Source organism: Pantoea sp. 18069 (assembly GCF_902706035.1).
Classification (GTDB): Bacteria; Pseudomonadota; Gammaproteobacteria; order Burkholderiales; family Burkholderiaceae_C; genus Comamonas.
The window spans coordinates 19,278-43,399 of sequence record NZ_CACSJA010000011.1 but is presented as its reverse complement, the minus strand read 5'-3'; the positions used below and the strand labels follow the sequence as shown (position 1 = coordinate 43,399).

The 24,122-nt window shown below is 66.8% G+C and carries 23 protein-coding genes; 14 read left to right on the top strand and 9 right to left on the bottom strand.

All coding sequences use genetic code 11. From position 1 onward, the window contains the following. Nucleotides 1–12 precede the first annotated feature (12 nt). Together glyA and nrdR are read left to right on the top strand one after the other, a co-directional pair. Nucleotides 13–1,260: a serine hydroxymethyltransferase gene (glyA, locus tag GVL12_RS10810; protein WP_159913719.1), complete on the top strand. Its 1,248-nt coding sequence runs from the start codon at nucleotides 13–15 to the stop codon at nucleotides 1,258–1,260. Nucleotides 1,261–1,288: 28 nt separating this feature from the next. Beyond that, nucleotides 1,289–1,741 carry a transcriptional regulator NrdR gene (nrdR, locus tag GVL12_RS10805; RefSeq protein WP_159913717.1) on the top strand — a complete coding sequence of 151 codons (453 nt, stop codon included), beginning with the start codon at nucleotides 1,289–1,291 and terminating at the stop codon, nucleotides 1,739–1,741. A 155-nt stretch (nucleotides 1,742–1,896) separates the two neighbouring features. Here the strand turns inward: nrdR and aroC are convergent, their stop codons facing one another. Further along, a complete protein-coding gene (gene aroC, locus GVL12_RS10800; RefSeq protein WP_159913715.1) occupies nucleotides 1,897–2,994 on the bottom strand; it encodes a chorismate synthase in 1,098 nt (365 codons plus the stop codon). A gap of 174 nt (nucleotides 2,995–3,168) precedes the next feature. On the opposite strand from aroC, the gene GVL12_RS10795 reads away from it, so the two are divergent. After that, nucleotides 3,169–5,340 carry an EAL domain-containing protein gene (locus GVL12_RS10795; protein WP_200843669.1) on the top strand — a complete coding sequence of 724 codons (2,172 nt, stop codon included), beginning with the start codon at nucleotides 3,169–3,171 and terminating at the stop codon, nucleotides 5,338–5,340. A gap of 167 nt (nucleotides 5,341–5,507) precedes the next feature. Here GVL12_RS10795 and GVL12_RS10790 read toward each other — a convergent pair whose 3' ends face one another. Further along, complete coding sequence (locus GVL12_RS10790) at nucleotides 5,508–5,957, bottom strand: CBS domain-containing protein (RefSeq protein WP_159913713.1); 450 nt, start codon at nucleotides 5,955–5,957, stop codon at nucleotides 5,508–5,510. Nucleotides 5,958–6,174: 217 nt separating this feature from the next. On the opposite strand from GVL12_RS10790, the gene GVL12_RS10785 reads away from it, so the two are divergent. The 3 genes from GVL12_RS10785 (at nucleotide 6,175) to GVL12_RS10775 (ending at nucleotide 8,735) form a co-directional block, all read left to right on the top strand. Then, complete coding sequence (locus tag GVL12_RS10785) at nucleotides 6,175–7,473, top strand: O-acetylhomoserine aminocarboxypropyltransferase (protein ID WP_159913711.1); 1,299 nt, start codon at nucleotides 6,175–6,177, stop codon at nucleotides 7,471–7,473. Nucleotides 7,474–7,481: 8 nt separating this feature from the next. Continuing rightward, nucleotides 7,482–8,294: an alpha/beta fold hydrolase gene (locus GVL12_RS10780; protein WP_159913709.1), complete on the top strand. Its 813-nt coding sequence runs from the start codon at nucleotides 7,482–7,484 to the stop codon at nucleotides 8,292–8,294. A 90-nt stretch (nucleotides 8,295–8,384) separates the two neighbouring features. Next, the gene (locus GVL12_RS10775) at nucleotides 8,385–8,735 is read left to right on the top strand and encodes a DUF962 domain-containing protein (RefSeq protein ID WP_159913707.1); all 351 of its coding nucleotides are present in this window, start codon (nucleotides 8,385–8,387) and stop codon (nucleotides 8,733–8,735) included. Between the two features lie 30 nt (nucleotides 8,736–8,765). Here the strand turns inward: GVL12_RS10775 and GVL12_RS10770 are convergent, their stop codons facing one another. Both GVL12_RS10770 and GVL12_RS10765 read right to left on the bottom strand, forming a co-directional pair. Next, on the bottom strand, nucleotides 8,766–9,194 hold the full coding sequence (locus GVL12_RS10770) for a VOC family protein (RefSeq protein ID WP_159913705.1): 429 nt from the start codon (nucleotides 9,192–9,194) through the stop codon (nucleotides 8,766–8,768). A 25-nt stretch (nucleotides 9,195–9,219) separates the two neighbouring features. Continuing rightward, nucleotides 9,220–10,521 (bottom strand): YhjD/YihY/BrkB family envelope integrity protein, encoded by a 1,302-nt coding sequence (locus GVL12_RS10765; RefSeq protein WP_159913703.1) that lies wholly within the window; start codon nucleotides 10,519–10,521, stop codon nucleotides 9,220–9,222. A 21-nt stretch (nucleotides 10,522–10,542) separates the two neighbouring features. Between GVL12_RS10765 and GVL12_RS10760 the strand changes: the two genes are divergently transcribed. After that, a complete protein-coding gene (locus tag GVL12_RS10760; protein WP_159913701.1) occupies nucleotides 10,543–10,932 on the top strand; it encodes a DUF2069 domain-containing protein in 390 nt (129 codons plus the stop codon). Nucleotides 10,933–11,117: 185 nt separating this feature from the next. Further along, nucleotides 11,118–12,539 (top strand): FAD-binding oxidoreductase, encoded by a 1,422-nt coding sequence (locus GVL12_RS10755; RefSeq protein ID WP_159913699.1) that lies wholly within the window; start codon nucleotides 11,118–11,120, stop codon nucleotides 12,537–12,539. 13 nt (nucleotides 12,540–12,552) lie between these two features. On the opposite strand, the gene GVL12_RS10750 is transcribed toward GVL12_RS10755, so the two are convergent. Then, the gene (locus GVL12_RS10750; RefSeq protein WP_200843667.1) at nucleotides 12,553–13,155 is read right to left on the bottom strand and encodes a hypothetical protein; all 603 of its coding nucleotides are present in this window, start codon (nucleotides 13,153–13,155) and stop codon (nucleotides 12,553–12,555) included. A 518-nt stretch (nucleotides 13,156–13,673) separates the two neighbouring features. Then, entirely contained in the window at nucleotides 13,674–14,957 is a 1,284-nt protein-coding gene (locus tag GVL12_RS10745) for an O-acetylhomoserine aminocarboxypropyltransferase/cysteine synthase family protein (RefSeq protein WP_159913695.1), read from the bottom strand. 255 nt (nucleotides 14,958–15,212) lie between these two features. Between GVL12_RS10745 and GVL12_RS10740 the strand changes: the two genes are divergently transcribed. Continuing rightward, a complete protein-coding gene (locus GVL12_RS10740) occupies nucleotides 15,213–16,199 on the top strand; it encodes a thymidylate synthase (RefSeq protein WP_159913693.1) in 987 nt (328 codons plus the stop codon). An 89-nt stretch (nucleotides 16,200–16,288) separates the two neighbouring features. On the opposite strand, the gene GVL12_RS10735 is transcribed toward GVL12_RS10740, so the two are convergent. Continuing rightward, nucleotides 16,289–17,164, bottom strand: coding sequence for a hypothetical protein (locus GVL12_RS10735; protein WP_159913691.1), 876 nt, complete (start codon nucleotides 17,162–17,164; stop codon nucleotides 16,289–16,291). 389 nt (nucleotides 17,165–17,553) lie between these two features. Here GVL12_RS10735 and GVL12_RS10730 point away from each other — a divergent pair, with 389 nt between their 5' ends. The 4 genes from GVL12_RS10730 (at nucleotide 17,554) to GVL12_RS10715 (ending at nucleotide 21,281) form a co-directional block, all read left to right on the top strand. Continuing rightward, complete coding sequence (locus GVL12_RS10730; protein WP_200843666.1) at nucleotides 17,554–18,564, top strand: thiamine pyrophosphate-dependent dehydrogenase E1 component subunit alpha; 1,011 nt, start codon at nucleotides 17,554–17,556, stop codon at nucleotides 18,562–18,564. Beyond that, the gene (locus tag GVL12_RS10725; protein WP_159913689.1) at nucleotides 18,561–19,604 is read left to right on the top strand and encodes an alpha-ketoacid dehydrogenase subunit beta; all 1,044 of its coding nucleotides are present in this window, start codon (nucleotides 18,561–18,563) and stop codon (nucleotides 19,602–19,604) included. Before GVL12_RS10730 ends, GVL12_RS10725 begins: the two co-directional genes overlap by 4 nt. A gap of 91 nt (nucleotides 19,605–19,695) precedes the next feature. After that, nucleotides 19,696–20,196, top strand: coding sequence for a dihydrofolate reductase (locus GVL12_RS10720; RefSeq protein WP_159913687.1), 501 nt, complete (start codon nucleotides 19,696–19,698; stop codon nucleotides 20,194–20,196). A gap of 17 nt (nucleotides 20,197–20,213) precedes the next feature. Continuing rightward, nucleotides 20,214–21,281 carry a metallophosphoesterase gene (locus tag GVL12_RS10715; RefSeq protein ID WP_159913685.1) on the top strand — a complete coding sequence of 356 codons (1,068 nt, stop codon included), beginning with the start codon at nucleotides 20,214–20,216 and terminating at the stop codon, nucleotides 21,279–21,281. A gap of 252 nt (nucleotides 21,282–21,533) precedes the next feature. Here GVL12_RS10715 and GVL12_RS10710 read toward each other — a convergent pair whose 3' ends face one another. Then, the gene (locus GVL12_RS10710) at nucleotides 21,534–21,851 is read right to left on the bottom strand and encodes a tetratricopeptide repeat protein (protein ID WP_159913683.1); all 318 of its coding nucleotides are present in this window, start codon (nucleotides 21,849–21,851) and stop codon (nucleotides 21,534–21,536) included. Next, a complete protein-coding gene (locus tag GVL12_RS10705) occupies nucleotides 21,844–23,298 on the bottom strand; it encodes an MFS transporter (RefSeq protein ID WP_159913681.1) in 1,455 nt (484 codons plus the stop codon). The genes GVL12_RS10710 and GVL12_RS10705 overlap by 8 nt, the downstream gene beginning before the upstream one ends. Before the next feature lie 91 nt (nucleotides 23,299–23,389). Here GVL12_RS10705 and GVL12_RS10700 point away from each other — a divergent pair, with 91 nt between their 5' ends. Next, entirely contained in the window at nucleotides 23,390–24,031 is a 642-nt protein-coding gene (locus tag GVL12_RS10700) for a metalloregulator ArsR/SmtB family transcription factor (RefSeq protein ID WP_306770593.1), read from the top strand. Nucleotides 24,032–24,122: the final 91 nt, after the last annotated feature.

Below are 24,122 nucleotides of genomic sequence, written 5' to 3'. Positions count from 1 at the left end.
CATAGGACTGCCATGTACCACCGCAATATCACTGTTGAAAAAGCCGACCCCGAACTCTTTGCCGCCATCCAGGCCGAGAACCAGCGCCAGGAAGACCACATCGAGTTGATCGCCAGCGAGAACTACTGCTCGCCCGCCGTGATGGAAGCCCAGGGCTCCCAGCTCACCAACAAGTACGCCGAAGGCTATCCGGGCAAGCGCTACTATGGCGGCTGCGAAAATGTCGACGTGGTCGAGCAACTCGCCATCGACCGCGTCAAGCAACTGTTCGGCGCCGATGCGGCCAACGTGCAACCCAATTCCGGCTCCCAGGCCAACCAGGCCGTGCTGCTGGCCTTCCTCAAGCCCGGTGACACCATCCTGGGCATGAGCCTGGCCGAAGGCGGTCACCTGACCCACGGCATGCCGCTGAACATGTCGGGCAAGTGGTTCAACGTCGTCTCCTATGGCCTGGACGCCAAGGAAGAGATCGACTACGACGCGCTCGAAGCCAAGGCCCGCGAACACAAGCCCAAGCTGATCATTGCCGGTGCCTCGGCCTACGCGCTGCGCATCGACTTCGAACGCTTCGCAAAAATAGCCAAGGAAATCGGCGCCATCCTGTGGGTCGACATGGCCCACTACGCCGGCCTGATTGCCGCGGGTGTCTACCCCAACCCCGTGCCCCATGCCGACGTGGTCACGACCACCACCCACAAGAGCCTGCGCGGCCCGCGCGGCGGCGTGATCCTGATGAAGGCCGAGCACGAGAAGGCCATCAATTCGGCGATCTTCCCCGGCCTGCAAGGCGGCCCGCTGATGCACGTCATCGCCGGCAAGGCCGTGGCGTTCAAGGAAGCGCTGACGCCCGAGTTCAAGGCCTACCAGGCCCAGGTCGTGAAGAACGCCCAGGTGTTTGCCGAAACGCTGATCGAACGCGGTCTGCGCATCGTCTCCGGCCGCACCGAAAGCCACGTGATGCTGGTCGACCTGCGCGCCAAGGGCATCACCGGCAAGGCCGCTGAAGCTGCGCTGGGCGCCGCCCACATCACCATCAACAAGAACAGCATCCCCAACGATCCTGAAAAGCCGATGGTGACCAGCGGCATCCGCGTGGGCACGCCCGCGATGACCACCCGTGGTTTCAAGGAAGAAGAAGCCCGCCTGACGGCCAATCTGGTCGCCGACGTGCTCGACAACCCGACGGACGAAGCCAACCTGGCCGCCGTGCGCGCCAAGGTCTCGGCGCTGACCGCGCGCTTCCCCGTGTACCGCGACTAAGACCCGGCCTTTCGCCCTGCCCTGAGCCATGAAGTGCCCTTTTTGCAGCCATCCTGACACCCAGGTGGTCGAGACCCGCGAGGCGGAAGACGGCGGCTTCATCCGCCGCCGCCGCCAGTGCGGCGGTTGCGACAAGCGCTTCACGACGTACGAGCGGCCGGAAGTCAGCTTCCCGGCCATCGTCAAGAAGGACGGCCGGCGCATAGAGTACGAGCGCGCCAAGCTCAGCGGCTCGTTCTCGCTGGCGCTGCGCAAGCGTCCGGTGAGTACCGAGCAGGTCGATACCGCGATCGAGCGCATCGAGGAAAAATTGCGCAACCTCGGCCTGCGCGAAGTGGCCTCGAGCCGCATTGGCGAGCTGGTGATGCACGAGCTCAAGCAGCTCGACAAGGTGGCCTACATCCGCTTTGCAAGCGTCTACCGCAGCTTCGAGGACATCGAGGACTTCAAGGATGTGATGGACGAGGTGCGCAGGGGCTGAGGCCTGCTGTTCGTTCTGAGGATGGAAACGCCCTTCGACAGGCTCAGGGCGAACGGCCATCAGCCATTCGTACTTGAGAACAAAGCAGCACAAAAAAGCCATCCCCAGGGATGGCTTTTTCACGTCTGGAGAGACCTCAGAACGTGTTCACGATCTCAGAGCAGCGACGACGCAATCGGCGCGACGCCGTGGCGCACATCGCCGCACTGCGCGCGGTTGAGCAGCGCGTGGTCCATGACCACCAGCGCCAGCAGCGCCTCGGCGATCGGCGCGGCGCGTATGCCCACGCAGGGGTCGTGCCGGCCCTTGGTGATGACTTCGGTGGTCTGGCCGTGGACGTCAATGGATTCGCGCGGGCTCAGGATGGAACTCGTGGGCTTGATGGCGATAGAGACTTCGAGGTCCTGGCCGGTGCTGATGCCGCCGAGCACACCGCCCGAATGGTTGCTCGCGAAGCCGGCCGGCGTGAGCGAATCGCCATGCACCGTGCCGCGCTGCGCGACGCTCGCAAAGCCCGCGCCGATCTCGACGCCCTTGACCGCGTTCAGGCCCATCATCGCGTAGGCGATGTCGGCATCGAGCTTGTCATAGAGCGGCTGACCCAGGCCCACGGGCACGCCCGTGGCCTGCACGCGGATGCGCGCGCCGCAGGAGTCGCCAGCCTTGCGCAGCGCGTCCATATAGCTTTCGTAGGCGGCAACATCGGCCACGGGTGCGAAGAACGGGTTGCCCGGCACATGCGCCCAGTCCTCGAATGGAATCTCGAGCTCGCCCAGCTGCGTCATGCAGGCGCGGAACTCGGTGCCGAACTGGGCCTTGAGCCATTGCTTGGCCACGGCGCCCGCGGCGACCGTAGGGGCCGTGAGGCGCGCCGAGGAGCGGCCGCCGCCACGCGGGTCGCGGATGCCGTACTTGTGCCAGTAGGTGTAGTCGGCATGGCCCGGGCGAAAGCTTTCGGAAATGTTCGCGTAGTCCTTGCTGCGCTGGTCGGTGTTGCGGATCAGCAGCGCGATCGGCGTGCCCGTGGTCTTGCCTTCATAGACGCCCGACAGGATTTCGACGGCGTCGGCTTCCTGGCGCTGGGTCACATGGCGGCTGGTGCCGGGGCGCCGGCGGTCCAGGTCATGCTGGATGATGGCTTCGGTCAACGGCATGCCCGGCGGGCAGCCATCGATCACGCAGCCAATGGCCGGGCCGTGGGATTCACCAAAATTGGTGACGCGAAATAGGGTTCCGAAAGTATTGCCGCTCATGGCGCGCGATTATGCCGGTGTATGAAGTGCTTGGCACCTGAGCAACATATTGATACGATTTGCACTGACTCGCGCCAACGTCCCGACAGGCCCGTTCACCATGAGGAGTTGGACAGCCATCCCATGCAACCAGCCAGCCACATGTCCCCCGCGCCAGGGCCTGCAGCCCCCAGCATGATGCTGCCCGCCTCCCTGCCCTCGTTGCCGCAAGCGCTGGACGTCAGCGACTGCGCCATCGTGATCACGGACGAGGAGCGCCGCATCGTCTATGCCAACACCGGCTTCGAGCGGCTGTTCGGGTATCCGCTGCGCGAGGTCCTCGGCCACCGGCCGCGCGATCTGTTGCTCAGCCAGCCTTTCGCCCGGGACACACTGTCGCATATCGAAGAGCAACTGGCACGCGAAGGCCACTTCACCGGCGAGGCCCTGTGCTACCACCGCAATGGCGACCCGATCTGGGTATCGCTGGTCGGCAACATCCACCCGGCTCCCGAGCCGGGCAAGCCCAATCCCCAGGGCTGCGCCGTGGTCACGCTCACCGACCTCACGCCCACCAAGCACCACGAGGCATTGCAAAACCGGGTGCTCGAGGCCATGGTGCAAGAGATGTGCCTGCCCCAGTTGATGGCACTGGTCTGCGAGGAAGTCGAACGCCTCGCGCCAGACGTGATCGCCAGCGTGCTGCGCGTGGACGCCGACGGGCGCCTGCACGCGCTGGCCGCGCCCTCGCTGCCGCCTGCACCGTGCCAGGTCGTCGAAGGCCGCCCCATCGGGCCCTGCGCCGGCTCCTGCGGCACGGCCGCCTACCTGGGAGAGCCCGTGGTGGTCACCGACATCGCGACCGACCCGCTCTGGCGCGACTACCACGCGCCGTTCATCGCCGCGGGGATACGCGCCTGCTGGTCGAGCCCGATCAAGAACCACGCCGCAGAGGTCGTGGGCACGTTTGCCTTCTACTTCCGCGAGGCCCGCGGCCCCAGCAACCTGCACCGGCGCCTGGTCGAAATCTGCCTGCACCTGTGCACGCTCGCGATGGCGCGCGATACCGCCCAGAACCGCATCCACCAGCTGGCCTATTACGACACGCTCACGCAGTTGCCCAACCGCACGCTGTTCACCGACTTTGCACAATGCACGCTGGCGACGCTGCGCGAGTCGGCATCACCCCAGGCCGCGCTGCTGTTCATCGACCTGGACCGTTTCAAGCAGGTCAACGACAGCCAGGGCCATGCGGCAGGCGATGCGCTGCTGTGTGCCATCGCCGACCGGCTGCGCGCGCATCTGGGGCCGGACGATATCGCGGGCCGGCTGTCCAGCGACGAGTTCGTACTGCTGCTGTCCGGCGCGTCGGGTGACCAGGCCATTGCGATGGTGCAGCGGCTGTTCGACAGCATCGCCCGGCCTTTCGTCCACGAAGGCATGCAGCATCTGCCCCGGGCGAGCATCGGCATTGCGCTCTATCCCGAAGACGGCGCCGACATCGCCGCGCTGCTGAGCCATGCCGACCAGGCCATGTATGCCGCAAAGAAGCAGCCGTCCACGCATTGGTGCCGTTTCCGCCCCGAACTCGGGGTGCTCGCCCAGGAGCGCATGGCGATGGAGCGCGATCTGCGCCAGGCGATTGCCCGGCAACAGCTGCACCTGCATTTCCAGCCCCAGGTGCTGGCCCAGGCCACGCATAGACTGCACGGCGTCGAAGCGCTGGCGCGCTGGAACCATCCCCAATGGGGAGCGGTATCGCCCGCGCGCTTCATTGCCGTTGCCGAAGAGGCGGGGCTTATCCAGGCGCTCACGCAATGGCTGCTCGACGCCGCCTGCGCGCAGATGGCCCGCTGGCGCGCTGCCCGGCTGCCGCTGCCGCAGCTCGCGATCAACCTGTCGGCGCGCAACTTCCACGATCCGCAACTGGCCGATCAGGTCGGTGCCGCGCTCGCGCGCCACGGACTGCAGCCCCGCGACCTGATGCTGGAGATCACCGAAAGCGTGATGATGGATGCAAGCGCTGCGACCACCGCCAACCTGCATGCTCTGGGCATGCAGCTGTCGCTGGACGATTTCGGCACCGGCTACTCCAGCCTGAGCCACCTGCACCGCCTGCCGATCAGCGAACTCAAGCTCGACCGGAGTTTCGTGCGGGACCTGCAAAGCAGCCGCGCGGCCACCGCGCTCACGCGCTCGGTGCTGAGCATCGCGCGCAGCCTGGACATGAAAGTCGTCGCCGAAGGGGTGGAGACGCGCGAACAATGCGAATGGCTGCAAAGCCATGATTGCGCGGTGATGCAGGGCTATCTGTTTTGCCGGCCGGTGGCGGCCGCGCAGCTCGAGGAGTGGCTGGCGGCGCAGTAGTGGGGGTCGCGCCAATGAGCACCATGGGGGGCTTTGCCCCCCATCGCCCAGCTACGCGAAGCGAGCAAGCGTGGGTGCTGGTTTTGCCGCCGGGCCGCCCCAAGGCAAAACGCGCCTCCCTTGGGGAGGCAGCGGCCACACGCAGTGGGCAAGCGTGGAGGGCTGATTTATTCAGCCCCCTGGCGCTCGCCTTCGGGCCAGTCGCGGATATAGGCCTTGAGCATGCGGTTCTCGAAGTTCTGGCTGTCGACCACGGCCTTGGCGACGTCGTAGAAGCTGATCACGCCCATCAGCATGCGCTTGTCCATGACAGGCATGTAGCGTGCGTGGCGGTCGAGCATCATGCGGCGCACTTCGTCCATTTCGGTTTCGAGCGTGCAGGTCAGCGGCGCGTCGTCCATGGCCGAGCGCACCAGCATGCCGCCGCCGGCATTCTTGACCAGCGCCTGGATCACTTCACGGAAAGTGAGCATGCCCACCACGTCCGAGTGCTCCATCACGACCAGCGAGCCTATGTCCTTCTCGGCCATCGTCTCCACGGCGCGGCTCAGGGGCTCATCGGGGGAAATGGCGTACAAGGTGTTGCCCTTGACGCGAAGAATGTCGCGAACTTTCATGTTTTGTCTCCGGCTGCTGCCGCTGGGAATGGATGCCTCTCCAACTGGGATTGATCTTAGCCGACAAACCCCCGCCCGATGCCGGCGGCGCGGCTTTTAGCCCGTCGGCGGCCAGGTCGCGGCGCGGCCTCACCGGCCTGGTGGGTGCCATGCATAATCGTTGGCCCAGGGCTCCCTCCGGGGGCACCACTGCGATTGACCATATTCTGGAGACAAGATGCCCGGTTACTCTGACCCCGGCTTCGATACGCTGAGCCTGCATGCAGGCACCCAGCCCGACCCCGTGACAGGCGCGCGCGCCGTGCCCATCCACCTCACGACCTCGTTCGTGTTCGAGTCCAGCGACCATGCGGCCTCGCTGTTCAACCTCGAGCGGCCCGGCCATGTCTACAGCCGCATCAGCAACCCGACGAATGCCGTGCTCGAGCAGCGCGTGTCGGCGCTCGAAGGCGGCGTCGGCGCGATTGCCGTGGCCAGCGGCCAGGCGGCGCTGCACCTGTCGGTGGCGACGCTGATGGGCGCGGGCAGCCATATCGTGGCCAGCACGGCGCTGTACGGCGGCAGCCAGAACCTGCTGCACTACACGCTGGCGCGCTTCGGCATAGAGACCACGTTCGTCAAGCCCGGCGACATCGGCGGCTGGAAAGCCGCGGTGCGCCCCAACACCAAGCTGTTCTTCGGCGAGACCGTGGGCAACCCGGGCCTGGACGTGCTGGACATCCCCACCGTGTCGCAGATCGCGCACGACGCGGGCGTGCCGCTGCTGGTCGACTCGACCTTGACGTCGCCCTGGCTGATGAAGCCCCTGACGCTGGGCGCGGACATCGTCTACCACTCGGCGACCAAGTTCCTCTCGGGCCACGGCACGGTGATCGGCGGCGTGATCGTCGACGGCGGCAGCTTCGACTGGGAGCGCTCGGGCAAATTCCCCGAACTCAGCGCGCCCTACGACGGCTTCCACAACATGGTGTTCACGGAGGAAAGCAGCGTAGGCGCCTTCCTGCTGCGCGCGCGCCGCGAAGGCCTGCGCGACTTCGGCGCCTGCATGAGCCCGCACACCGCGTGGCTGATCCTGCAAGGCATCGAAACCCTGCCGCTGCGCATGGAACGCCACATGCGCAACACCGAAAAAGTGGTGCAGTACCTCGCAGCCCACCCATTGGTCAGCCGCGTCGGCCACCCGATGCTCGAAAGCCACCCCAGCCATGCGCTGGCGAAAAAGCTGCTGCCGCGCGGCGCGGGTTCGGTGTTCAGCTTCGACATTGCGGGCAACCGCAACCAGGGCAAGAAGTTCATCGAGACGCTGAAAGTCTTCAGCCATCTCGCCAACGTCGGCGATTGCCGCTCGCTGGTGATCCACCCGGCAAGCACCACGCACTTTCGCATGGACGACGAAGCGCTGGCCAACGCCGGCATCGGCCAGGGCACGATACGCCTGTCGATCGGCCTGGAAGACGCCGACGACCTGATCGACGACCTCAAGCGCGCCCTGAAGGCGGCGGAAAAAGCGGCATAGGAGTCTCCATGAACATCGACGTCAACGGCCACTCCATCTACGCCTATACCGGCGGCAAGGCGCTGCGCCCCGAACTGCCCACGGCCATACTGATCCACGGCGTGCTGTGCGACCACAGCGTCTGGGCGCTGCAAAGCCGCTATCTGGCCAACCACGGCTGGAACGTGCTGGCCATAGACCTGCCAGGCCACTGCCGCAGCCAGGGCCCGGCGCCCGCGAGCGTCGAGGACGCCGCACGCTTCATCGCCGACCTGATGGATGCTGCAGGCCTGGAAAAAGCCGCGCTCGTCGGCCACAGCTGGGGCAGCCTGATCGCGCTGCAGGCCGCGGCCGATCTGGGCGCGCGCGTGAGCCACCTCGCGCTGGTGGGCACGGCCCATCCCATGAAGGTCTCGCCGGCGCTGCTGGAATCGGCGCTCAACACGCCCGAGCAGGCGATACAACTGGTCAACACCTTTTCGCGCGCCACGCTGTCGCCGCCCGGCGGCGCGGGCAGCTGGGTGTTCGGCGCGGGCGTGGCACTGGGCCGGCGCGTGCTCGCCAGCAACGCGCAGCAGAACCTGCTGCACACGGGCTTTCTCGCCTGCGACCGTTACACCGGCGGCGAAACCGCGATCGCGGCCATCACCTGCCCGGTGCTGTTCGCGCTCGGCGCGCAGGACCAGATGACGCCGCCCAAGGCCGCCCAGGGCCTGATCCAGGCCGCCCAGGCCGCGGGCAAGCAGCCGCAGCGCGTGCTGCTGCCCATGGGGCACAACCAGATGACGGAATCGCCCGACGAAACGCTGTTTGCGCTGCGCGACTTTCTGCAAGCCGCCTGAGCGACGCAGGGCCTGCGACTTCGGGCTAACCCCCTGCAGGCGCGGCCCGGGGGGGCGTAGAGTGGGGCGCAGCCACCCAGGAGCACGCCCATGTCCCCTCCGTCCACGCCCTCCCAGCCTTCCCAGGCTGCGGTTGATACGCGGCAGTTCCAGAGCTTTGCCGCGTTCTACCCGTTCTACCTGTCCGAGCACAGCAACCGCAACTGCCGGCGCCTGCACTTCGTGGGCTCCAGCCTGGGGCTGCTGTGCCTGGCCTGGGCCGTCATATCCGGCCAGCCGGGCTGGATAGGCCTGGGCCTGCTGCTGGGCTACGCTTTTGCCTGGGCAGGCCACTTCGGCTTCGAGAAAAACAAGCCCGCGAGTTTCAAGCGCCCGCTCTACAGCTTCCTCGGCGACTGGAAGATGTACGCCGACATCTGGCGCGGCCGCGTGTCTCTTTAGGCCAGCGCCCGCCGTGGCGCACCGGTGCGTTCAGAACGTGACGTGTACCGACGCCGCGCTGCGCCTGGCCTCGCCGTGGAAAACGGCTTCGATATTGTTGCCGTCGGGGTCGAGCACAAAGGCCGCGTAATAGCCCGGATGGTAGGGGCGCTCGCCCGGCGCGCCGTTGTCCTGGCCGCCATGGGCCAGGGCTGCCTGATAAAACGCCTCGACCATGGCGCGGTCCCGGGCCTGGAACGCCAGGTGGTGGCGGCCGGTCAGATGGCCGTGCGCGGCTTCGCTGTCGGCCGTCGACACGAACAGCTCGTCGGCCCAGAAATAGCCTTCGCCCGTGCCGCCCATCGGCACCTGCAGCGCCGCGAGCACGGCGGTGTAGAACGTCTGCGCCCTGGGCAGATCGAGCACCACCAGTTGCAGGTGATCGATCAGCCGTCCACGGTGAATTTCCATTGCTTCCATGTTGCGCTCCTGGTGGTCAAGATTCTCAGCGGGTGTTGGGGAAGGCGGGCAAGCCCGGCGGCAGCGCGAGCACCTCCGGCAGCGGCAAGGCCTGGCCCAACGAGAGTTCATCCCAATGGCCCTGCTCCCACAATTGCTGCGTACCCGGGGTCTTGTCGAGCAGCAGGAGCTGCAGCAACGGCGCGAGCGGCGTGGTGTCGGGGTCGCACAGCAGCACGTAGCGCGGCTCGATGTCGTCAAGCGTGCGCGTCTGGCCTTCATCGGGCAGCATGCCCAGCCAGCGCACCGACGTCAGCGCCGCGAGCGCGGGCTCGAGCTGCAGCGCATCGACCTTCAGGCGCCTGGCCAGCGCCAGCGCCGGCATGCCGCGCAGCGGCTGCAGCCGCTGCTCGTCGAGCACGGCCACGACTTCGAGCGCGAGCTCGAAACTCCAGCCGCGGTGCGAGGAACTGCGCTCCATGCCCGTGAGCAGGCTGGGCAGATAGGCCGTGACCACGGCGCCGAGCAGAAAGATCACCCATACCACGTAGATCCAGATCAGCAGGATAGGCACCGTCGCAAACGTGCCGTAGATCAGCGAATAGGTCGGCACCGACGCCAGGTACAGCGCCAGCACCTTCTTCGCCAGCGCCATGCAGACCGCGACGAACAAACCGCCGACGAGCGCATGGCGCCACTTGACCGGCGTATTGGGCACATAGTGGTAGAGCCCGGCCATCGCCCCCGACAGCAGCAGGAATTCGAGCGAATTGAAGCCTACCTGCACCGCTTCGGGCAGTGCCGCGACCAGTCCGCGCGAAGCCGACAGCACATAGGAGGTGGTCGCGATGCTGCCGCCCATGAGCAGCGGCCCGAGCGTGATCACCGCCCAGTAGATCAGCAGGCGCTGGCCCAGCGGGCGCATCCGCTGCACGCGCCAGATGTTGTTGAGCGTGCGGTCCATGGTCATGACCAGGCTGATCACCGTGACCAGCAGGAAACCAAAGCCCACGCCGCCGAGCTGGCTGGCCTTGGCCGCGAACTGCATCAGGTAGTCCATGACCTGCTGGGCAATGGCGTCGGGAATCAGGCTGTCGATCAGCCAGCGCTGCAGCATCAGCTGCAGCCGGCCGAACGTCGGAAACGCGGTGAACACCGCAAGCGCCACGGTGACGAACGGCACCAGTGCGAGCAGGGAGGTGAACGTCAGGCTGCTGGCCGTGAGCCCGAGCCGGTCTTCGCGAAAGCGCGCGGCCAGCGTATGCGCGGTATTGCGCCAGGGAAAGACGGACAGGGTGTGGGCCAATTGGCGCCCGCGCATGCGCGCTCGGTGGAAGGACAAGGCCATGGCCGATATGATGCCACCTCCATGAACCCTTCCAACACTGAACCCGGCAGCGACGTGGCTGCCACCCGCTGGTGGGCCGTAGGCAGCCTGCTGGCCCTGATGCTGCTGTGCGTCGCCTGGGAACTGTGGCTCGCGCCGCTGCGCCCCGGCGGCTCGTGGCTGGCGCTCAAGGCGCTGCCGCTGTGCCTGCCGCTGGCCGGCCTGCTCAAGCGCCGCATGTACACCTACCGCTGGGTCAGCCTGGTGATCTGGCTGTACTTCACCGAAGGCGTGGTGCGCGCCTGGAGCGACCCCGCGCCCAGCCGCTGGCTGGCGCTGGCCGAAGTCGCGCTGTGCCTGTCGCTGTTCGTCGCCTGCACGCTGCATGTGCGCTGGCGCCAGCGCGCGGTCAAGGCCGCGGCGCTGGCATGAGGCCCCCCCTGAGCGCCTTCGGCGCTTCCCCCTCTCATCCTTCGGTGGAGGGGGGCGGCCGGCCAGGCACGGCAGCCTCGCTGCGGGGCGGCCCTTGCTCGCTGCCCCCGCGCTGGGCAGCGCCAGTTTCGTGGGCTCCCGCCCCAGGTCCCACATTCCTGTCGATACCCTTCTTGAGAACCGTGATGTCCCAACTGCTCGATACCCTGCGCCAGATCGTCGGCGCCCCCAATGTACTGACCGAAGGCGACCTGAGCGCCTGGGAGCAGGACTGGCGCCGCCGCAGCCATGGCAAGGCGCTGGCCGTGGTGCGCCCGGCCAGCACCGCCGAAGTCGCGGCCGTGGTGCGCGCCTGCGCCGACACCCGCACCAGCCTCATTCCCCAGGGCGGCAATACCGGTCTGTCCGTGGGCTCTACGCCCGACACCAGCGGCACGCAGATCGTGCTGAGCCTGCAGCGCATGCAGGCCGTGCGCCAGCTCGACCGCGACAACCTCACGCTGACCGTCGAGGCCGGCTGCATCCTGCAGAACGTGCAGCAGGCGGCCGACGCCGCCGGGCTGCTGTTCCCGCTGTCGCTGGCCGCCGAAGGCAGCTGCACGATTGGCGGCAATCTGGGGACGAACGCCGGCGGCACGCAGGTCGTGCGCTACGGCAACACGCGCGACCTGTGCCTGGGCCTGGAAGTGGTCACGCCCCAGGGCGAGATCTGGGACGGGCTCAAGGGCCTGCGCAAGGACAACACCGGCTATGACCTGCGCGATCTGCTGATCGGCAGCGAAGGCACGCTGGGCGTGATCACCGCCGCCACGCTCAAGCTCTTCCCCCAGCCCGCGGCGCGCCTCACGGCCTGGGCCGCCGTGCCGTCGATGGAAGCCGCGGTGCGCCTGCTGGGCCTGGCGCACCAGCAACTGGGCGCGGGCCTCACGGGCTTTGAAGTCATGGGCCGGTTCGCGCTGAGCCTGGTCGTGCGCCATATGCCGCAGCTGCGCGTGCCGTTCGCCGGCATGGCCCAGGCGCCCTACTGCGTGCTGCTGGAGAACTCCGACAGCGAATCCGAAGCCCATGCGCGCGGCCGCTTCGAGGCGCTGCTGGAAATGGCTTTCGAGGATGGCTGCGTGCTTGACGCGGTGGTGGCAGAAAGCATCGCCCAGGCCAAGGGCCTGTGGCATGTGCGCGAAAGCATTCCGCTGGCCCAGGCCGAGGAAGGCCTGAACATCAAGCACGACATCTCGATCGCGGCCTCGCGCATTCCGGCCTTCGTGCAGTACGCCGACGCGCTGCTGCAGGCCGAAATTCCGGGCGTGCGCCTGGTCAACTTCGGCCACCTGGGCGACGGCAACCTGCACTACAACGTGCAGGCGCCGGCCGAAGGCGACCCCAAGGCCTTCCTGCGCGAGCAGGAAGACCGTGTCAACCATCTGGTGTACGAAGCCGTCGCGAAGTTCGGCGGATCGTTCTCGGCCGAGCATGGCGTGGGCGCGCTCAAGGTCGACAAGCTGCAGAAGTACCAGTCGCCCGTGGCGCTGGGCATGATGCGCGCAATCAAGCAGGCGCTCGATCCCCAGGGCATCATGAATCCGGGGTGCGTGCTTCCCCGGGAGTAGACCGGCTCGTGACTTATTGCCCGTTGCGGCGCTGGTTGTCGATCAAGGTCTGTACGTCCTTGGGCCAGGGAACCACCGCCGCCGGCGGGTCGATGAATTCCTCCGAATGGCCGGCGTTGAGCAGCCATACGCGCAGCGCGTTCGTGCGCGGGTCAATGACCACGGCGCCGGCCTCGACACCGCCTTCGTGCGGGCGGTTGCCGGTGATGAACCACAGGCCCGCGTCCGCGGTCAGCGGGGACACCGTGCGCATGTTCGCCAGCAGCAGCGGATAGCGGTCGCCGAGCAGCGCGCGCAGGCGCGCCGCGAGCACGCCCTGCTCCAGATAATTCTCGCCGTCATACGGGTACTTGCCGACCGAATCGGCCAGGCTGGCCAATGGCTCCAGCGGCGCGCCGGCGCTCGCCGGTGCCTCGGACGCGCCGGGCTGCATGGGCACGGGCTGGTCTTTCAGGATCACGGCCGCGGTGGCCGAGACATCCTCGGTCGTGAGCGGCACGGGCGCGGCGAGCGTGCCGGCCGCATGCGCGGCCTTGGGCACGGGAGGTTTGGGTTCACAGGCGCAAAGCAGGCCCGCCGCCGCCAGGGCGACGGCCGTCTGAAGGGAAAGAAACATAAAACGCATGGTGCACACCTTTGAGCGAAAGGTTGACGACAGCGCCTACGGCCGCTGCCGCATATCGGTCTTTTATCACGGCCGCATGACGCACTCAAGTGTGCGCCACGGCCGTCCTGCGCACCATTTTGACCCGTGCGGCCGGTAAACGCCTGTCGGCCAAGGCGCCGCCTGTAGCATTCGGGCTCGCCCATGAAAAATGGCCCCCACGCTCCCCTTGCTGCGCAAGGTCCGCGCTGGGGGGCGAAGCCCCCCAGATGCTTTTCATCTTGGGGCGGCCCGGCGATGAAAAATGGCCCCACGCTCCCCTTGCTGCGCAAGGTCCGCGCTGGGGGGCAAAGCCCCCCAGATGCTTTTCATCTTGGGGCGGCCCAGCGAAAAAAATGGCCCCCACGCTCCCCTTGCTGCGCAAGGTCCGCTGCCCCCCCAAGGGGGCTGCTTTTCATCTTGGGGCGGCCCGGCGATGAAAAAGCCCGGCGGCATGACCGTCGGGCTTTTCGGCAAGCGCAGGGACTTGATCAGACCAGGGCAAGTGCCTGGTCGAGATCAGCCAGCAGATCATCGATATGTTCGATGCCCACCGACAGTCGCACCATGCCTTCGGTCACGCCGGCCTTGGCCAGCTCCGCGGCATCGAGCTGGCGGTGCGTGGTCGATGCGGGATGCGTGGCCAGCGACTTGGCGTCACCGATGTTCACCAGGCGCGTGAACAGCTGCAGCGCGTCCAGGAAGCGTGCGCCGGCCGCACGCGCATCGCCGGCGTTGGCCTTGAGGCTGAAGGACACAATGCCCGAAGCGCGGCCAGCGGATTGCTTTTGCACGATGGCGTGGTCGGGATGGTCCGGCAGGCCTGCGTAGCGCACCCACTCGACCTTGGCGTGCTTTTGCAGCGTCTCGGCGATCTTTTGCGTGTTCTCGCAGATGCGGTCCATGCGCAGCGCCAGCGTTTCAATGCCTTGCAGGATCTGGAAGGCGTTGTGCGGCGAGATCGCCGCGCCCATGTTGCGCAGCGGCACGACGCGCGCGCGGCCGATATAGGCCGCAGGGCCCAGGGCTTCGGTGTAGATCACACCGTGGTAGCTGACGTCGGGCTCGTTGAGGCGCGGGAAGCGCTCGCGGTGCTCGGCCCAGGGGAAGGTGCCGCTGTCGACGATCGCGCCGCCGACGCTGGTGCCGTGGCCGCCCAGGTACTTGGTCAGCGAATGCACGACGATGTCGGCGCCGAACTCGATGGGGCGCAGCAGGTAGGGCGAGGGCACCGTGTTGTCGACGATCAGCGGCACGCCGTGGGCATGGGCGACATCGGCCAGCGCGCGGATGTCGGTCACGTTGCCCAGCGGGTTGCCGATCGACTCGATGAAGATCGCCTTGGTCCTGGCGTCGATCAGCTTGCCGAAGCTTTCGGGGTCACGCGCGTCGGCAAAGCGCACTTCGATGCCCTGCTGGGGAAAAGTGTGCGCAAACAGGTTGTAGGTGCCGCCGTAGAGCGTAGCCGCCGAGATGATGTTGTCGCCGGCCTCGGCAATGGTCTGGATCGCGGCCGTGATGGCCGCCATGCCCGAAGCCAGGGCCAGCGCCGCAATGCCGCCTTCCAGGGCCGCCACACGCTTTTCAAGCACGTCGGTGGTCGGATTCATGATGCGGGTGTAGATGTTGCCCGGCACCTTCAGGTCGAACAGGTCAGCGCCGTGCTGGGCGCTGTCGAAAGCGTAGGCCACGGTCTGGTAGATGGGAACGGCCACGGCCTTGGTGGTGGGGTCCGGGCTGTAACCAGCATGGACGGCCAGGGTTTCAATGCGCATGTATTTGTCTCCTTGAAAGGTTCAGAGCGGAACGCGTTGCTATCGCTGAAATTCTAGGACCCACCCGCAGGATCTGCGCTGCCTGAACTTCTCATTTAAAGTCATATGCTTAGCAGGAATTCGTCTACCCGGGCCCGTGATACGCACGACTGCAAGCCCCATGCGTGCCAGGCAACAGGTTAGGGCCTTGCAGCGCCGGCCGTCGCTGCGGCGTCGCTTGCGCTACGATTCCGCCCTAGATTCGCGCGATTAGCCATGAAACAATACCTCGACCTCGTCCAGAACATCTTTGACAACGGCAGTTGGCAAGACAACCGCACGGGCGTTCGCACCCTCAGCCTGCCGGGCGCGATGCTCCGCTTCGACCTGCAGCAGGGCTTCCCCGCGATCACGACCAAGAAGCTGGCGTTCAAGTCGGCCGTGGGCGAGCTCGTGGGTTTCATGCGCGCCTACCGCAGCGCCGCCGATTTCCGCGCGCTGGGCTGCAAGGTCTGGGACCAGAACGCCAACGAAAACGCGCAGTGGCTGGCCAATCCCTATCGCCTGCAGGAAGACGACCTCGGTTCGGTCTATGGCGTGCAGTGGCGCCAGTGGCCCGCCTACAAGCTCATCGACCCCGGCCAGCCCCAGGGCCAGGCCCAGGTCGCCGATGCGCTGGCCAAGGGCTATCAGCAGATCGGCATGCTCGAAGCGGCCTCCGGCCAGCAGTCGGGCGTGCTGATGTACAAGGCCATAGACCAGCTGCGCCAGTGCCTGGACACCATTGTCAAGGACCCGGGCAACCGCCGCATCCTGTTCCACGGCTGGAACTGGGCCCAGCTCGAGGAAATGGCCCTGCCCCCCTGCCATCTGCTCTACCAGTTCCTGGTCGACAAGAGCAAGGGCGAGATTTCGCTGTGCCTCTACATCCGCAGCAATGACGTGGGCCTGGGCACGCCGTTCAACCTGACCGAGGGCGCGGCACTGCTGCACCTGGTCGGGCGCCTCACGGGCTACACGCCGCGCTGGTTCACCTACTTCATCGGCGATGCCCACATCTACGAAAACCATGTGGACATGCTGCAGGAGCAGCTCCAGCGCGCGCCGTTCGAAGCGCCCAAGCTGGTGCTTTCCGACCGCATTCCCGACTACGCAGTGACGGGCAAGTACGAGCCCGAATGGCTGGAAAAAGTCGAGCCTTCGGATTTTTCGCTCGAAGGCTACCAGCACCACGCGCATATCACGGCGCCTATGGCGGTCTGATCCGCGCTCGCAGCGCCACGCCGTACGCCGGCATGGCCGGGGATATTTTTTTCAAATGCAAATAAAAAAAGCACCATCAGGTGCTTTTTTTATTTGGCCTGCACATTGAATATTTGTGCAGTTTTGGTGGCTTCTTCTTTCTCCAGGACCATTCCCTCTCGATGGTACATATAGGCACCAAACAAGCCCCCACCTACGAGACTGACGGGGTTGGAAGATCCGGCGATGAGAAGCAGATTGTTCATGGTGATACCACTCCATACTCCTGCCGTGGTCTTCAGCCCGGACTTGCGTATTGCCGGCGATTGATTATCGAAATAATAGACAATACCGGCCTTGACCACCAACAACCCTACCAATCCTGCTGGCGAAGTGTTGATGAGGCTGTTTTTCTCGGCAAGACCTGGCTGACTGAGTCCAATATGTGTTGTTGCGCTATCTCCTATAGCTCCCGCCAGCGGAATGGAAGATGCCGCCGAATATATAACAGGCTTTTTCTGCGCAGGCGATTCTGGTTTGACAGGGATTTTTACTTGATTTCCCTGCGGATACTCCAGCGGTATGGAATCACCTGCCGAGTACCTGATGGTCTTGGTTTTCGGATGAGATTCCTTTGCTTGCGGGGGTTCCATGCGCTGGTTTCCCGGGATGCCTTGCGGATATCCCAGCGGTATGGAATCGCCGGCCGAGTACCTGATAGTCCCGGTTTGTGGATGAGATGCTTTCGCTTGCGCGCTCTCTACGGGCTTGCTTTCCTGAATTTTTTGCGGATATTCCAGAAGTATGGAATCACCTGCCGAGTATCGGACAACCTTGTTTCCTGGTGGCTTTATTTTCTGATCATGCTGTGAAATCGCATTATCATTTGAATCAAGCTCAACACTTCCATCCTGAGCATGTGCTGCTGTCGCGCCAATTACCAATACTGTTGTAGCTGCAACCAATGTGCTTAATATTTCCGTCATTCAATCAATCGTCAACACTCAATTTTCAATTTTAATTGAAAGCAAAAACCCAACAGTTTCTGGTACGATTCAGGGTTTATTTCGATAAAAAACAAGACATCGAGCGACAATAGATACTTGCCGTAATTTCGTGCAACGTCCATGGAACGCCGATGCGCAGCGCGCATCGCCTGCGGCCGCAGGGGTTTGTGCAGCGGCTCCATAGGTGACACCCCCAGGACGCAAAAGCGCAAGCTGTACGCACAATGGTCCGGCCGCAGACCACGCCCGCGGGCAGTCCCTGCTTCTTCGCGCTTCGCGCGGCGGCCGCCCGCAACGGCGGCTGGCGGTACTTCTTCATGCGCTCCCTTGCCTGAGGCCGCCTGCGATCACGGCGGTGCCATCGAACCATGACCGACCTGCTTTCCCTGTACCGGACCATGGTCCGGATCCGCGCCTTCGAGGACGCGGCTGAACGCGCCAGCCAAGGCGGCGTGCAAATCTGGGGCCAGAGCGCCGCACCCGACGCCGAGCCGGCGCTGGTCAAGGGGCCGCTGCACCTGTCCACGGGCCAGGAAGCCGTGGCCGCGGGCGTCTGCGCGCATCTGCAGACAAGCGACCTGCTGACCTCGACCCACCGCGGCCACGGCCATACGCTGGCCAAGGGCGCCGACAGCACGCGCATGATGTGCGAGCTGTTCGGCCGCGCCACGGGCTACAACAAGGGCAAGGGCGGCTCCATGCACATCGCCGATTTCTCGGTCGGCATGCTCGGCGCCAATGGCGTGGTGACGGCCGGCCTGCCGATCGCCGTGGGCGCCGCGCACGCGCTCAAGCTGCGCGGCGAGGCGGCGATTGTGGTGTGCTTTTTCGGGGATGGCGCGATCAACCGCGGGCCGTTCCTCGAGGCGCTGAACTGGGCACAGATCTACCAGTTGCCGGTGCTGTTCGTCTGCGAGGACAACCAGATTTCCGCGACCACGCGCTCGGCGCCCATGACCGCGGGAACGCGCGCCGCGAGCGCGCGCGCTGAATCCATGGGCATTGCCGCAACCCAGGTCGACGGCAACGATGTGCTGGCCGTGAGCGAAGCCGCGGCGGCATTGATCGAAGGCATACGCGCGGGCAGCGGCCCGCGCCTGCTGCACGCGCTGACCTACCGCCACAAGGGCCATGTCTCGGTCGACCCGGCGCATTACCGCGATCCGGCCGAAGTCGCGGCCGCGCTGCTGAGCGACCCGATCACAAGGGCGCGCGAACTGCTTGCGGCGCGCGGCCAGGCCGACGCCGCGGCGCAAGTGCTTGCCCGGGCCCGGGCCGAGATCGTGGCTGCGGTCGCCGCGGCCAAGGCCGCCCCTGTTCCCGCGGCCGAAGAGGCCTATGAAGACATTGCCACCACCGGCCAAGGAGTCTGGGCATGAGCAGCGCTGTTGCATCGACACCCGCACAAGCCACCGCCGTGCATGCGCCCGAAGCCGGCACGCTGACGCTGAGCTATGCCCAGGCCGCGGCGCTGGCCCTGTCCGAAGCCATGGACGCCGACCGCAATGTCGTCGCGCTCGGCGAAGACCTGGGGCGCGGCGGCGTGTTCGGCCAATACCGCAGTGCCGACGGCAAGCCATTGGCAGAGCGTTTCGGGCCGCAGCGCATCATCGACACGCCGATTTCCGAGTCGACCATCATGGGCGCGGGCGTGGGCATGGCGCTCGCGGGCCTGCGTCCGGTGGTGGAACTGCGCGTCGCCGACTTCGCGCTCTGCGCCATCGATGAACTCGTCAACCAGGCCGCGAAGAACCGCTTCATGTTCGGCGGCCAGGGCCGCGTGCCGCTGGTCGCGCGCCTGCCTATCGGCATCTGGACAGCCTCGGCGGCCCAGCATTCGCAGTCGTTCGAGGCCTGGTTCGCGCATGTGCCAGGCCTGGTCGTGGTCGCGCCGGCGACACCGGCCGACAACTACGGCCTGCTGCACTCGGCGCTGGCCTCGGGCGACCCGGTGGTCTTCATGGAGCACAAGGAACTGTGGTCGCTGCAAGGCGCGGTCACGCCCGGGCTGGCGCAGCATGTGCCGCTGGGCAAGGCGCGTTGCGTGCGCGCGGGCAGCGACATCACGCTGGTCTCGTGGTCCAGGCAGGTGCATGCGGTGACCGAGGCTGCGCAGGCGCTTGCAGCGCAGGGGGTGAGCGCCGAAGTCATAGACCTGCGCACCATCTGGCCCTGGGACCAGCAGGCCGTGCTCGCTTCGGCCGGGCGCACCGGCCGCCTGCTGGTGGTGCACGAGTCCATTCAGGCCGCGGGCTTCGGCGGCGAGATTGCCGCGACCGTGGCCGAGCACACGTCGGCGCGCGTGGCCCGGCTGGGCGCGCCGCGCATTCCCGTGGGCTATGCGCAGTCGCTGGAGAACGTGTCGCGCATTGGCGCCGACAAGGTGGTGGCCGCGGCGCTCAAGCTGCTGCAGCGCTGAGTCATGCGACCCTGCCGGGGTCGCCCTACCGACAGAAGGAATCGCCGCTTTGCCCGACAATGGACGGTTGTTTCTGCCTGCGACCTTGCACATGTCCGTCCAACTGATCTACGCGCGCGCCGCCAACGGCGTCATCGGCCACCACAATGCCATGCCCTGGCACCTGCCCGAAGACCTGGCCCATTTCAAGCAGCTCACGGGCGGCAGTGCCGTCGTCATGGGCCGCAAGACCTGGGACTCGCTGCCCGAGCGCTTTCGCCCCCTGCCCGGGCGCAGCAATATCGTCGTCACGCGCCAGGCCGACTGGCAGGCGCCGGGCGCGCTGCGCGCGGGCAGCCTCGAAGACGCGCTGACCCAGGCCGCGCCGCTGAGCGCCGACGTCTGGATCATGGGCGGCGCGCAGATCTACGCCCAGGCGCTGCCGCTGGCCGATGCCGTCGAAGTCACCGAAATCGCCCAGGACTTCGAAGGCGACGCCTACGCCCCCACGCTGGGCAGCGAATGGGTAGAGGCGTCGCGCAGCGCAGCCGTGAGCCGCACCGGCCTGCCCTATGCGTTCGTGCGCTATGTGCGCGCCGCGGCCACGCGCTGAACCAGGCGGCGCACCGCATGAGCCTCATCCAAGCACTGCCGCCAGGGCCACTGGACATCGTTGGCGACATCCATGGCGAATACCATGCGCTGCAGGCCTTGCTCGCGCATCTGGGCTACGACGCCGAGGGCAAGCACCCGCGCCAGCGCACGCTGGTGTTCGTCGGTGACTTCTGCGACCGCGGGCCCGACAGCCCGGCCGTGCTCGCGCTGGCCCGCCAGTTGGTCGCCAGCGGCCACGCGCTGGCCGTGGCCGGCAACCACGAAATCAACCTGCTGCGCGAAGACGCCAAGGACGGCTCGGGCTGGTTCTTCGACAGCCGCACCGAGTCCGACAGCGTCAAGTACGCGCCGTTTGCCCAGCCCGAGAACAGCGCCGAGCGCCGCGCGATCGCCGCCTTCACGGCCGGCCTGCCCGTGGCGCTGGAGCGCGCCGACCTGCGCATCGTGCATGCGGCCTGGGTCGAGCCACAGATCAGCGCCGCGCGCGCGATGCCGCTGGGCAGCCTGCGCACGCAGTACGACCACTGGGAGGCCGTGGCCGAAACCCAGGCCCAGGCCAGCGACCTGCATGCGCGCCGCAAAGCCGAGAACCGCGCCTGGCCGCACAGCCTCGAAGATGCGCGCTATCGCCCGCCGTTCCTGCCCGCGCATTCGGAAAGCGAACTCAACAAGGCGGTCTTCAACCCGCTCAAGGTGCTGACGACAGGCCTGGAGCGGCGCTGCACCGAACCGTTCTTCGCGGGCGGCAAATGGCGCTTCGTCGAGCGCATGGCCTGGTGGAACGAGTACACCGACGATGCTGCCGTGGTGATCGGGCATTACTGGCGCCGCCTGCATCCGCCGCGCGTGCCCGTGCATGGCAAGCAGGAGGAAAACCTGTTCGGCCAGACCGCACCGCTGGCCTGGCATGGGCCGCGCGGCAATGTCTTTTGCGTCGACTATTCGGTGGGCGGGCGCTGGGTCGCGCGGCGCGCCGGCGAGGCGCGCGACGAGCGCTTCAACCTCGCAGCGCTGCGCTGGCCCGAACGCACGCTGATGTTTGAAGACGGCCAGGAGATGGCGACGCAGGATTTCGGCGGTTAGGCGCTGGCGCGTTCACGGTCCTTCGGTTCTTCGGTTCTTCGGTTCTTCGACAGACTCAGGGCTCAGGGCGCACGGATTTTTACCCGTTCGTGGTGAGCTGCCCCGGGCGGGCAGTCAAGCCATAAACAGCCCGGAGTTATGCCAGCAGACCGTGCCCAAGCTTGTGCATAACTGCCGGAACAACTCGCGCAAGCCGCGCCAGTGCTGGCTTTGCGGCGCATGCCCAAATAAGCGGCAGTGCGGCGCAAGTGCTCACTGCGCCTGCTGACGCTGCAGGCGGCGCAGAAACACCGCCATTTCCTTGGCCGACTGCGCATCGCCCTGCTGCTGCGCGACTTCCAGGCCACGGGTCCAGGCCGCATGCGCTTGCTCGGTGCGCGCGAGCTTGTTCAGCGCCACACCCAGCAGTTTCCACGCGGCCGAATAGGTGGGCTGCTGCTGCGTCGCCTGCGCCAGATGCAGCACGGCGGTCTGGGCATCGCCCTCCTTGAGGCAGGCGTTGCCCAGGCCAAAGCGCAGCAAGGCGCTGTCGCGGCCCGTGGCCAGCAGTTGCTCGAGGCGTTCACGCATGGCTTGCCATCCCCTGTGGCTGGCGCCGGGCTATGCTGCGCACCAGCAGCGCCGCCAGCAATGGCGCAATGGCGAAGCCCGCGAACAGCCAGACCGCGGCCGACTGCGCGCCGGCGACGCCGCCGGGCGCAATCAATCCCGCGGCATTGGCCACCAGCCCGGCGATCGCCGCGCCGATCGCCATGCCGTACAGCTGCACCGTGGTGATCGCCGCCGACGCCATGCCGCCTTCGCCCGCGGGCGCGAGCGTCAGCACGCGCACCAGCAGATGCGGCCAGCCAATGCCCACACCGGCCCCGGCGCCCGCGAGCGCCAGGCCGCACAGCAGCATGTGCACGCCGGGCGCAAGCCCCAGCGCCGAAGGCAGGAGCACGGCCAGCGCCAGCAGGCTGACCGTGCCCAGCACCGGCCCGGCGCGCAGCAGGCGCGCGGCGCTCTCGCCTTCGCGGCCCGAGGACAGCAGCGCGCCGCCGCTCCAGCCCGCAGCCATTGCCGCCGTCAGGTAACCCGCGGCCAGCGGCGTGTAGCCATGCAGGGTCTGCAGGAAATAGGGAATGTAGATTTCGGTGGTCGTGCCCACGAGCAGCAGTGCCACGCTCGCATAGACCGCGCCCAGCGCCGAGCCCCAGGCGGTTGCGCCCCGGGGCAGCAGGCGCACCGCGGCCCGGCGGTCCGCCGCCACGGCGGCCACGCCCAGCAGCAGGCCGCAGGCCACGCCCACGCCTTGCCAGCCGAGTTGCGCCGACAGGCTGCCGGCCGCGACCGCTAGCACCGAGGTCGCGAGCAGCACGATCTGCAGCGCGGCAATCCCCGGCTGCACGCCGCGGGCCGGCTTCGCATCCGGCGCCGGGCGCAATTGCACCGCGACCAGCAAGGCCTGCGCCAGCGCCACCGGCAGCAGCATCCAGAACGCCCAGCGCCAATGCCCGGCCTGCGCGAACAGGCCGCCCACGGCCGGCCCGCACAGCGTCGCAACGCCCCACATGCCCGACACCAGCGCGACCGCGCGCGGCCACAGCGCGGGCGCGAACACCACCTGGATCAGCGCGTAACTGAGCGCGGCGAGCACGCCGCCGCCCAGGCCTTGCACGCTGCGCCCGGCCAGCATCCAGGGCATGGAGACCGCCGACGCACAGGCCGCCGAGCCCAGCGCGAACACCGCCAGCGCCGCGATGCAGGCGCCGCGCGGCCCGAGCCGGGCCAGCAGCCGCACCGACAGCGCCGCGCCGACGATGGAAGCGACCACGAACAAGGTGGTGTTCCACGCATACCAGTCGAGGCCGCCGATGTCCTGCACCACCGACGGCAGCACCGTCGTGACGATGTGCACATTGATCGCGTGCAGCGCGACACCGCCGGTCAGCGCAAGCGCCAGCAGGCCGTTGCGGCCCTGGAAAAGATGGGCCCAGGAGGCGGTAGCCGCTGGCGTGGAAGATGGTTCAGACATGGGTCACTCTCGACAGGGAATCCGGCCTGGATTAATATCCAAGCAACTATTTGGATATTAAGGTCGTGCCATGAATAACACAAGACATAACTTGGAAAATTCCACCCATGCGTCCACGGCCGACCGCATCCTGTTCTTTCTCAAGTCCCAGGGTTCGGCATCGACCGCGCGGCTCGCGCAGCTGCTGGAAACCAGCGCCGAAGCCGCGCGCCAGCAGGTGCAAAAGCTCGTCGCGGCAGGCTGGATCGAAGGCCGGCAGGAAGCCGCGTCCGGCGTGGGCAGGCCGCGCCAGAACTGGGTGCTGACCGACGCCGGCAACCGCCGCTTTCCCGATGCGCATGCGCAGCTCACGGCCCAGTTGCTCGGATCGGTGCGGCAGCTCTTTGGCGCCGAAGGGCTGGAGCGCCTGATCAGCCAGCGCGAAGCCGAAACGCGCGTGGTCTATCAGCAGACCTGCACCGGCAAGACCGTGCCCCAGCGCCTCGAGCAGCTCGCGGCGATCCGCAGCGCCGAAGGCTATATGGCGCGCGTCGAGTCCGACGGCAAGGACTGGCTGCTGATCGAGGACCATTGCCCGATCTGCGTGGCGGCGCGCACCTGCCAGGGCTTTTGCCGCTCCGAGCTGCAGCTGTTCCAGGACATCGTCGGCCCCGAAGGCCGGGTCACGCGCGAGCAGCATCTGCTGTCGGGCGCCACGCGCTGCGCCTACCGCATTGTGCCCAGGCCGCACTGACCGCCCTCCCGGTTCCGGGTTATCCCTTGAGACCGTGCTCAAGCTTGTGCATAACTGCGAGAACAACTGCCGGAAATGGCGCCAGCGCTGG

Coding starts and splice junctions, on each gene's coding strand:
- GVL12_RS10755 (WP_159913699.1), top strand. CDS start 11,118: ATGTCCCAACTGCTCGATACCCTGCGCCAGATCGTCGGCGCCCCCAAT.
- GVL12_RS10770 (WP_159913705.1), bottom strand. CDS start 9,194: ATGGAAGCAATGGAAATTCACCGTGGACGGCTGATCGATCACCTGCAA.
- aroC (WP_159913715.1), bottom strand. CDS start 2,994: ATGAGCGGCAATACTTTCGGAACCCTATTTCGCGTCACCAATTTTGGT.
- GVL12_RS10720 (WP_159913687.1), top strand. CDS start 19,696: ATGTCCGTCCAACTGATCTACGCGCGCGCCGCCAACGGCGTCATCGGC.
- GVL12_RS10735 (WP_159913691.1), bottom strand. CDS start 17,164: ATGACGGAAATATTAAGCACATTGGTTGCAGCTACAACAGTATTGGTA.
- glyA (WP_159913719.1), top strand. CDS start 13: ATGTACCACCGCAATATCACTGTTGAAAAAGCCGACCCCGAACTCTTT.
- GVL12_RS10745 (WP_159913695.1), bottom strand. CDS start 14,957: ATGCGCATTGAAACCCTGGCCGTCCATGCTGGTTACAGCCCGGACCCC.
- GVL12_RS10715 (WP_159913685.1), top strand. CDS start 20,214: ATGAGCCTCATCCAAGCACTGCCGCCAGGGCCACTGGACATCGTTGGC.
- GVL12_RS10765 (WP_159913703.1), bottom strand. CDS start 10,521: ATGGCCTTGTCCTTCCACCGAGCGCGCATGCGCGGGCGCCAATTGGCC.
- GVL12_RS10710 (WP_159913683.1), bottom strand. CDS start 21,851: ATGCGTGAACGCCTCGAGCAACTGCTGGCCACGGGCCGCGACAGCGCC.
- GVL12_RS10730 (WP_200843666.1), top strand. CDS start 17,554: ATGACCGACCTGCTTTCCCTGTACCGGACCATGGTCCGGATCCGCGCC.
- GVL12_RS10740 (WP_159913693.1), top strand. CDS start 15,213: ATGAAACAATACCTCGACCTCGTCCAGAACATCTTTGACAACGGCAGT.
- GVL12_RS10760 (WP_159913701.1), top strand. CDS start 10,543: ATGAACCCTTCCAACACTGAACCCGGCAGCGACGTGGCTGCCACCCGC.
- GVL12_RS10775 (WP_159913707.1), top strand. CDS start 8,385: ATGTCCCCTCCGTCCACGCCCTCCCAGCCTTCCCAGGCTGCGGTTGAT.
- nrdR (WP_159913717.1), top strand. CDS start 1,289: ATGAAGTGCCCTTTTTGCAGCCATCCTGACACCCAGGTGGTCGAGACC.
- GVL12_RS10725 (WP_159913689.1), top strand. CDS start 18,561: ATGAGCAGCGCTGTTGCATCGACACCCGCACAAGCCACCGCCGTGCAT.
- GVL12_RS10705 (WP_159913681.1), bottom strand. CDS start 23,298: ATGTCTGAACCATCTTCCACGCCAGCGGCTACCGCCTCCTGGGCCCAT.
- GVL12_RS10790 (WP_159913713.1), bottom strand. CDS start 5,957: ATGAAAGTTCGCGACATTCTTCGCGTCAAGGGCAACACCTTGTACGCC.
- GVL12_RS10785 (WP_159913711.1), top strand. CDS start 6,175: ATGCCCGGTTACTCTGACCCCGGCTTCGATACGCTGAGCCTGCATGCA.
- GVL12_RS10780 (WP_159913709.1), top strand. CDS start 7,482: ATGAACATCGACGTCAACGGCCACTCCATCTACGCCTATACCGGCGGC.
- GVL12_RS10750 (WP_200843667.1), bottom strand. CDS start 13,155: ATGTTTCTTTCCCTTCAGACGGCCGTCGCCCTGGCGGCGGCGGGCCTG.
- GVL12_RS10795 (WP_200843669.1), top strand. CDS start 3,169: ATGATGCTGCCCGCCTCCCTGCCCTCGTTGCCGCAAGCGCTGGACGTC.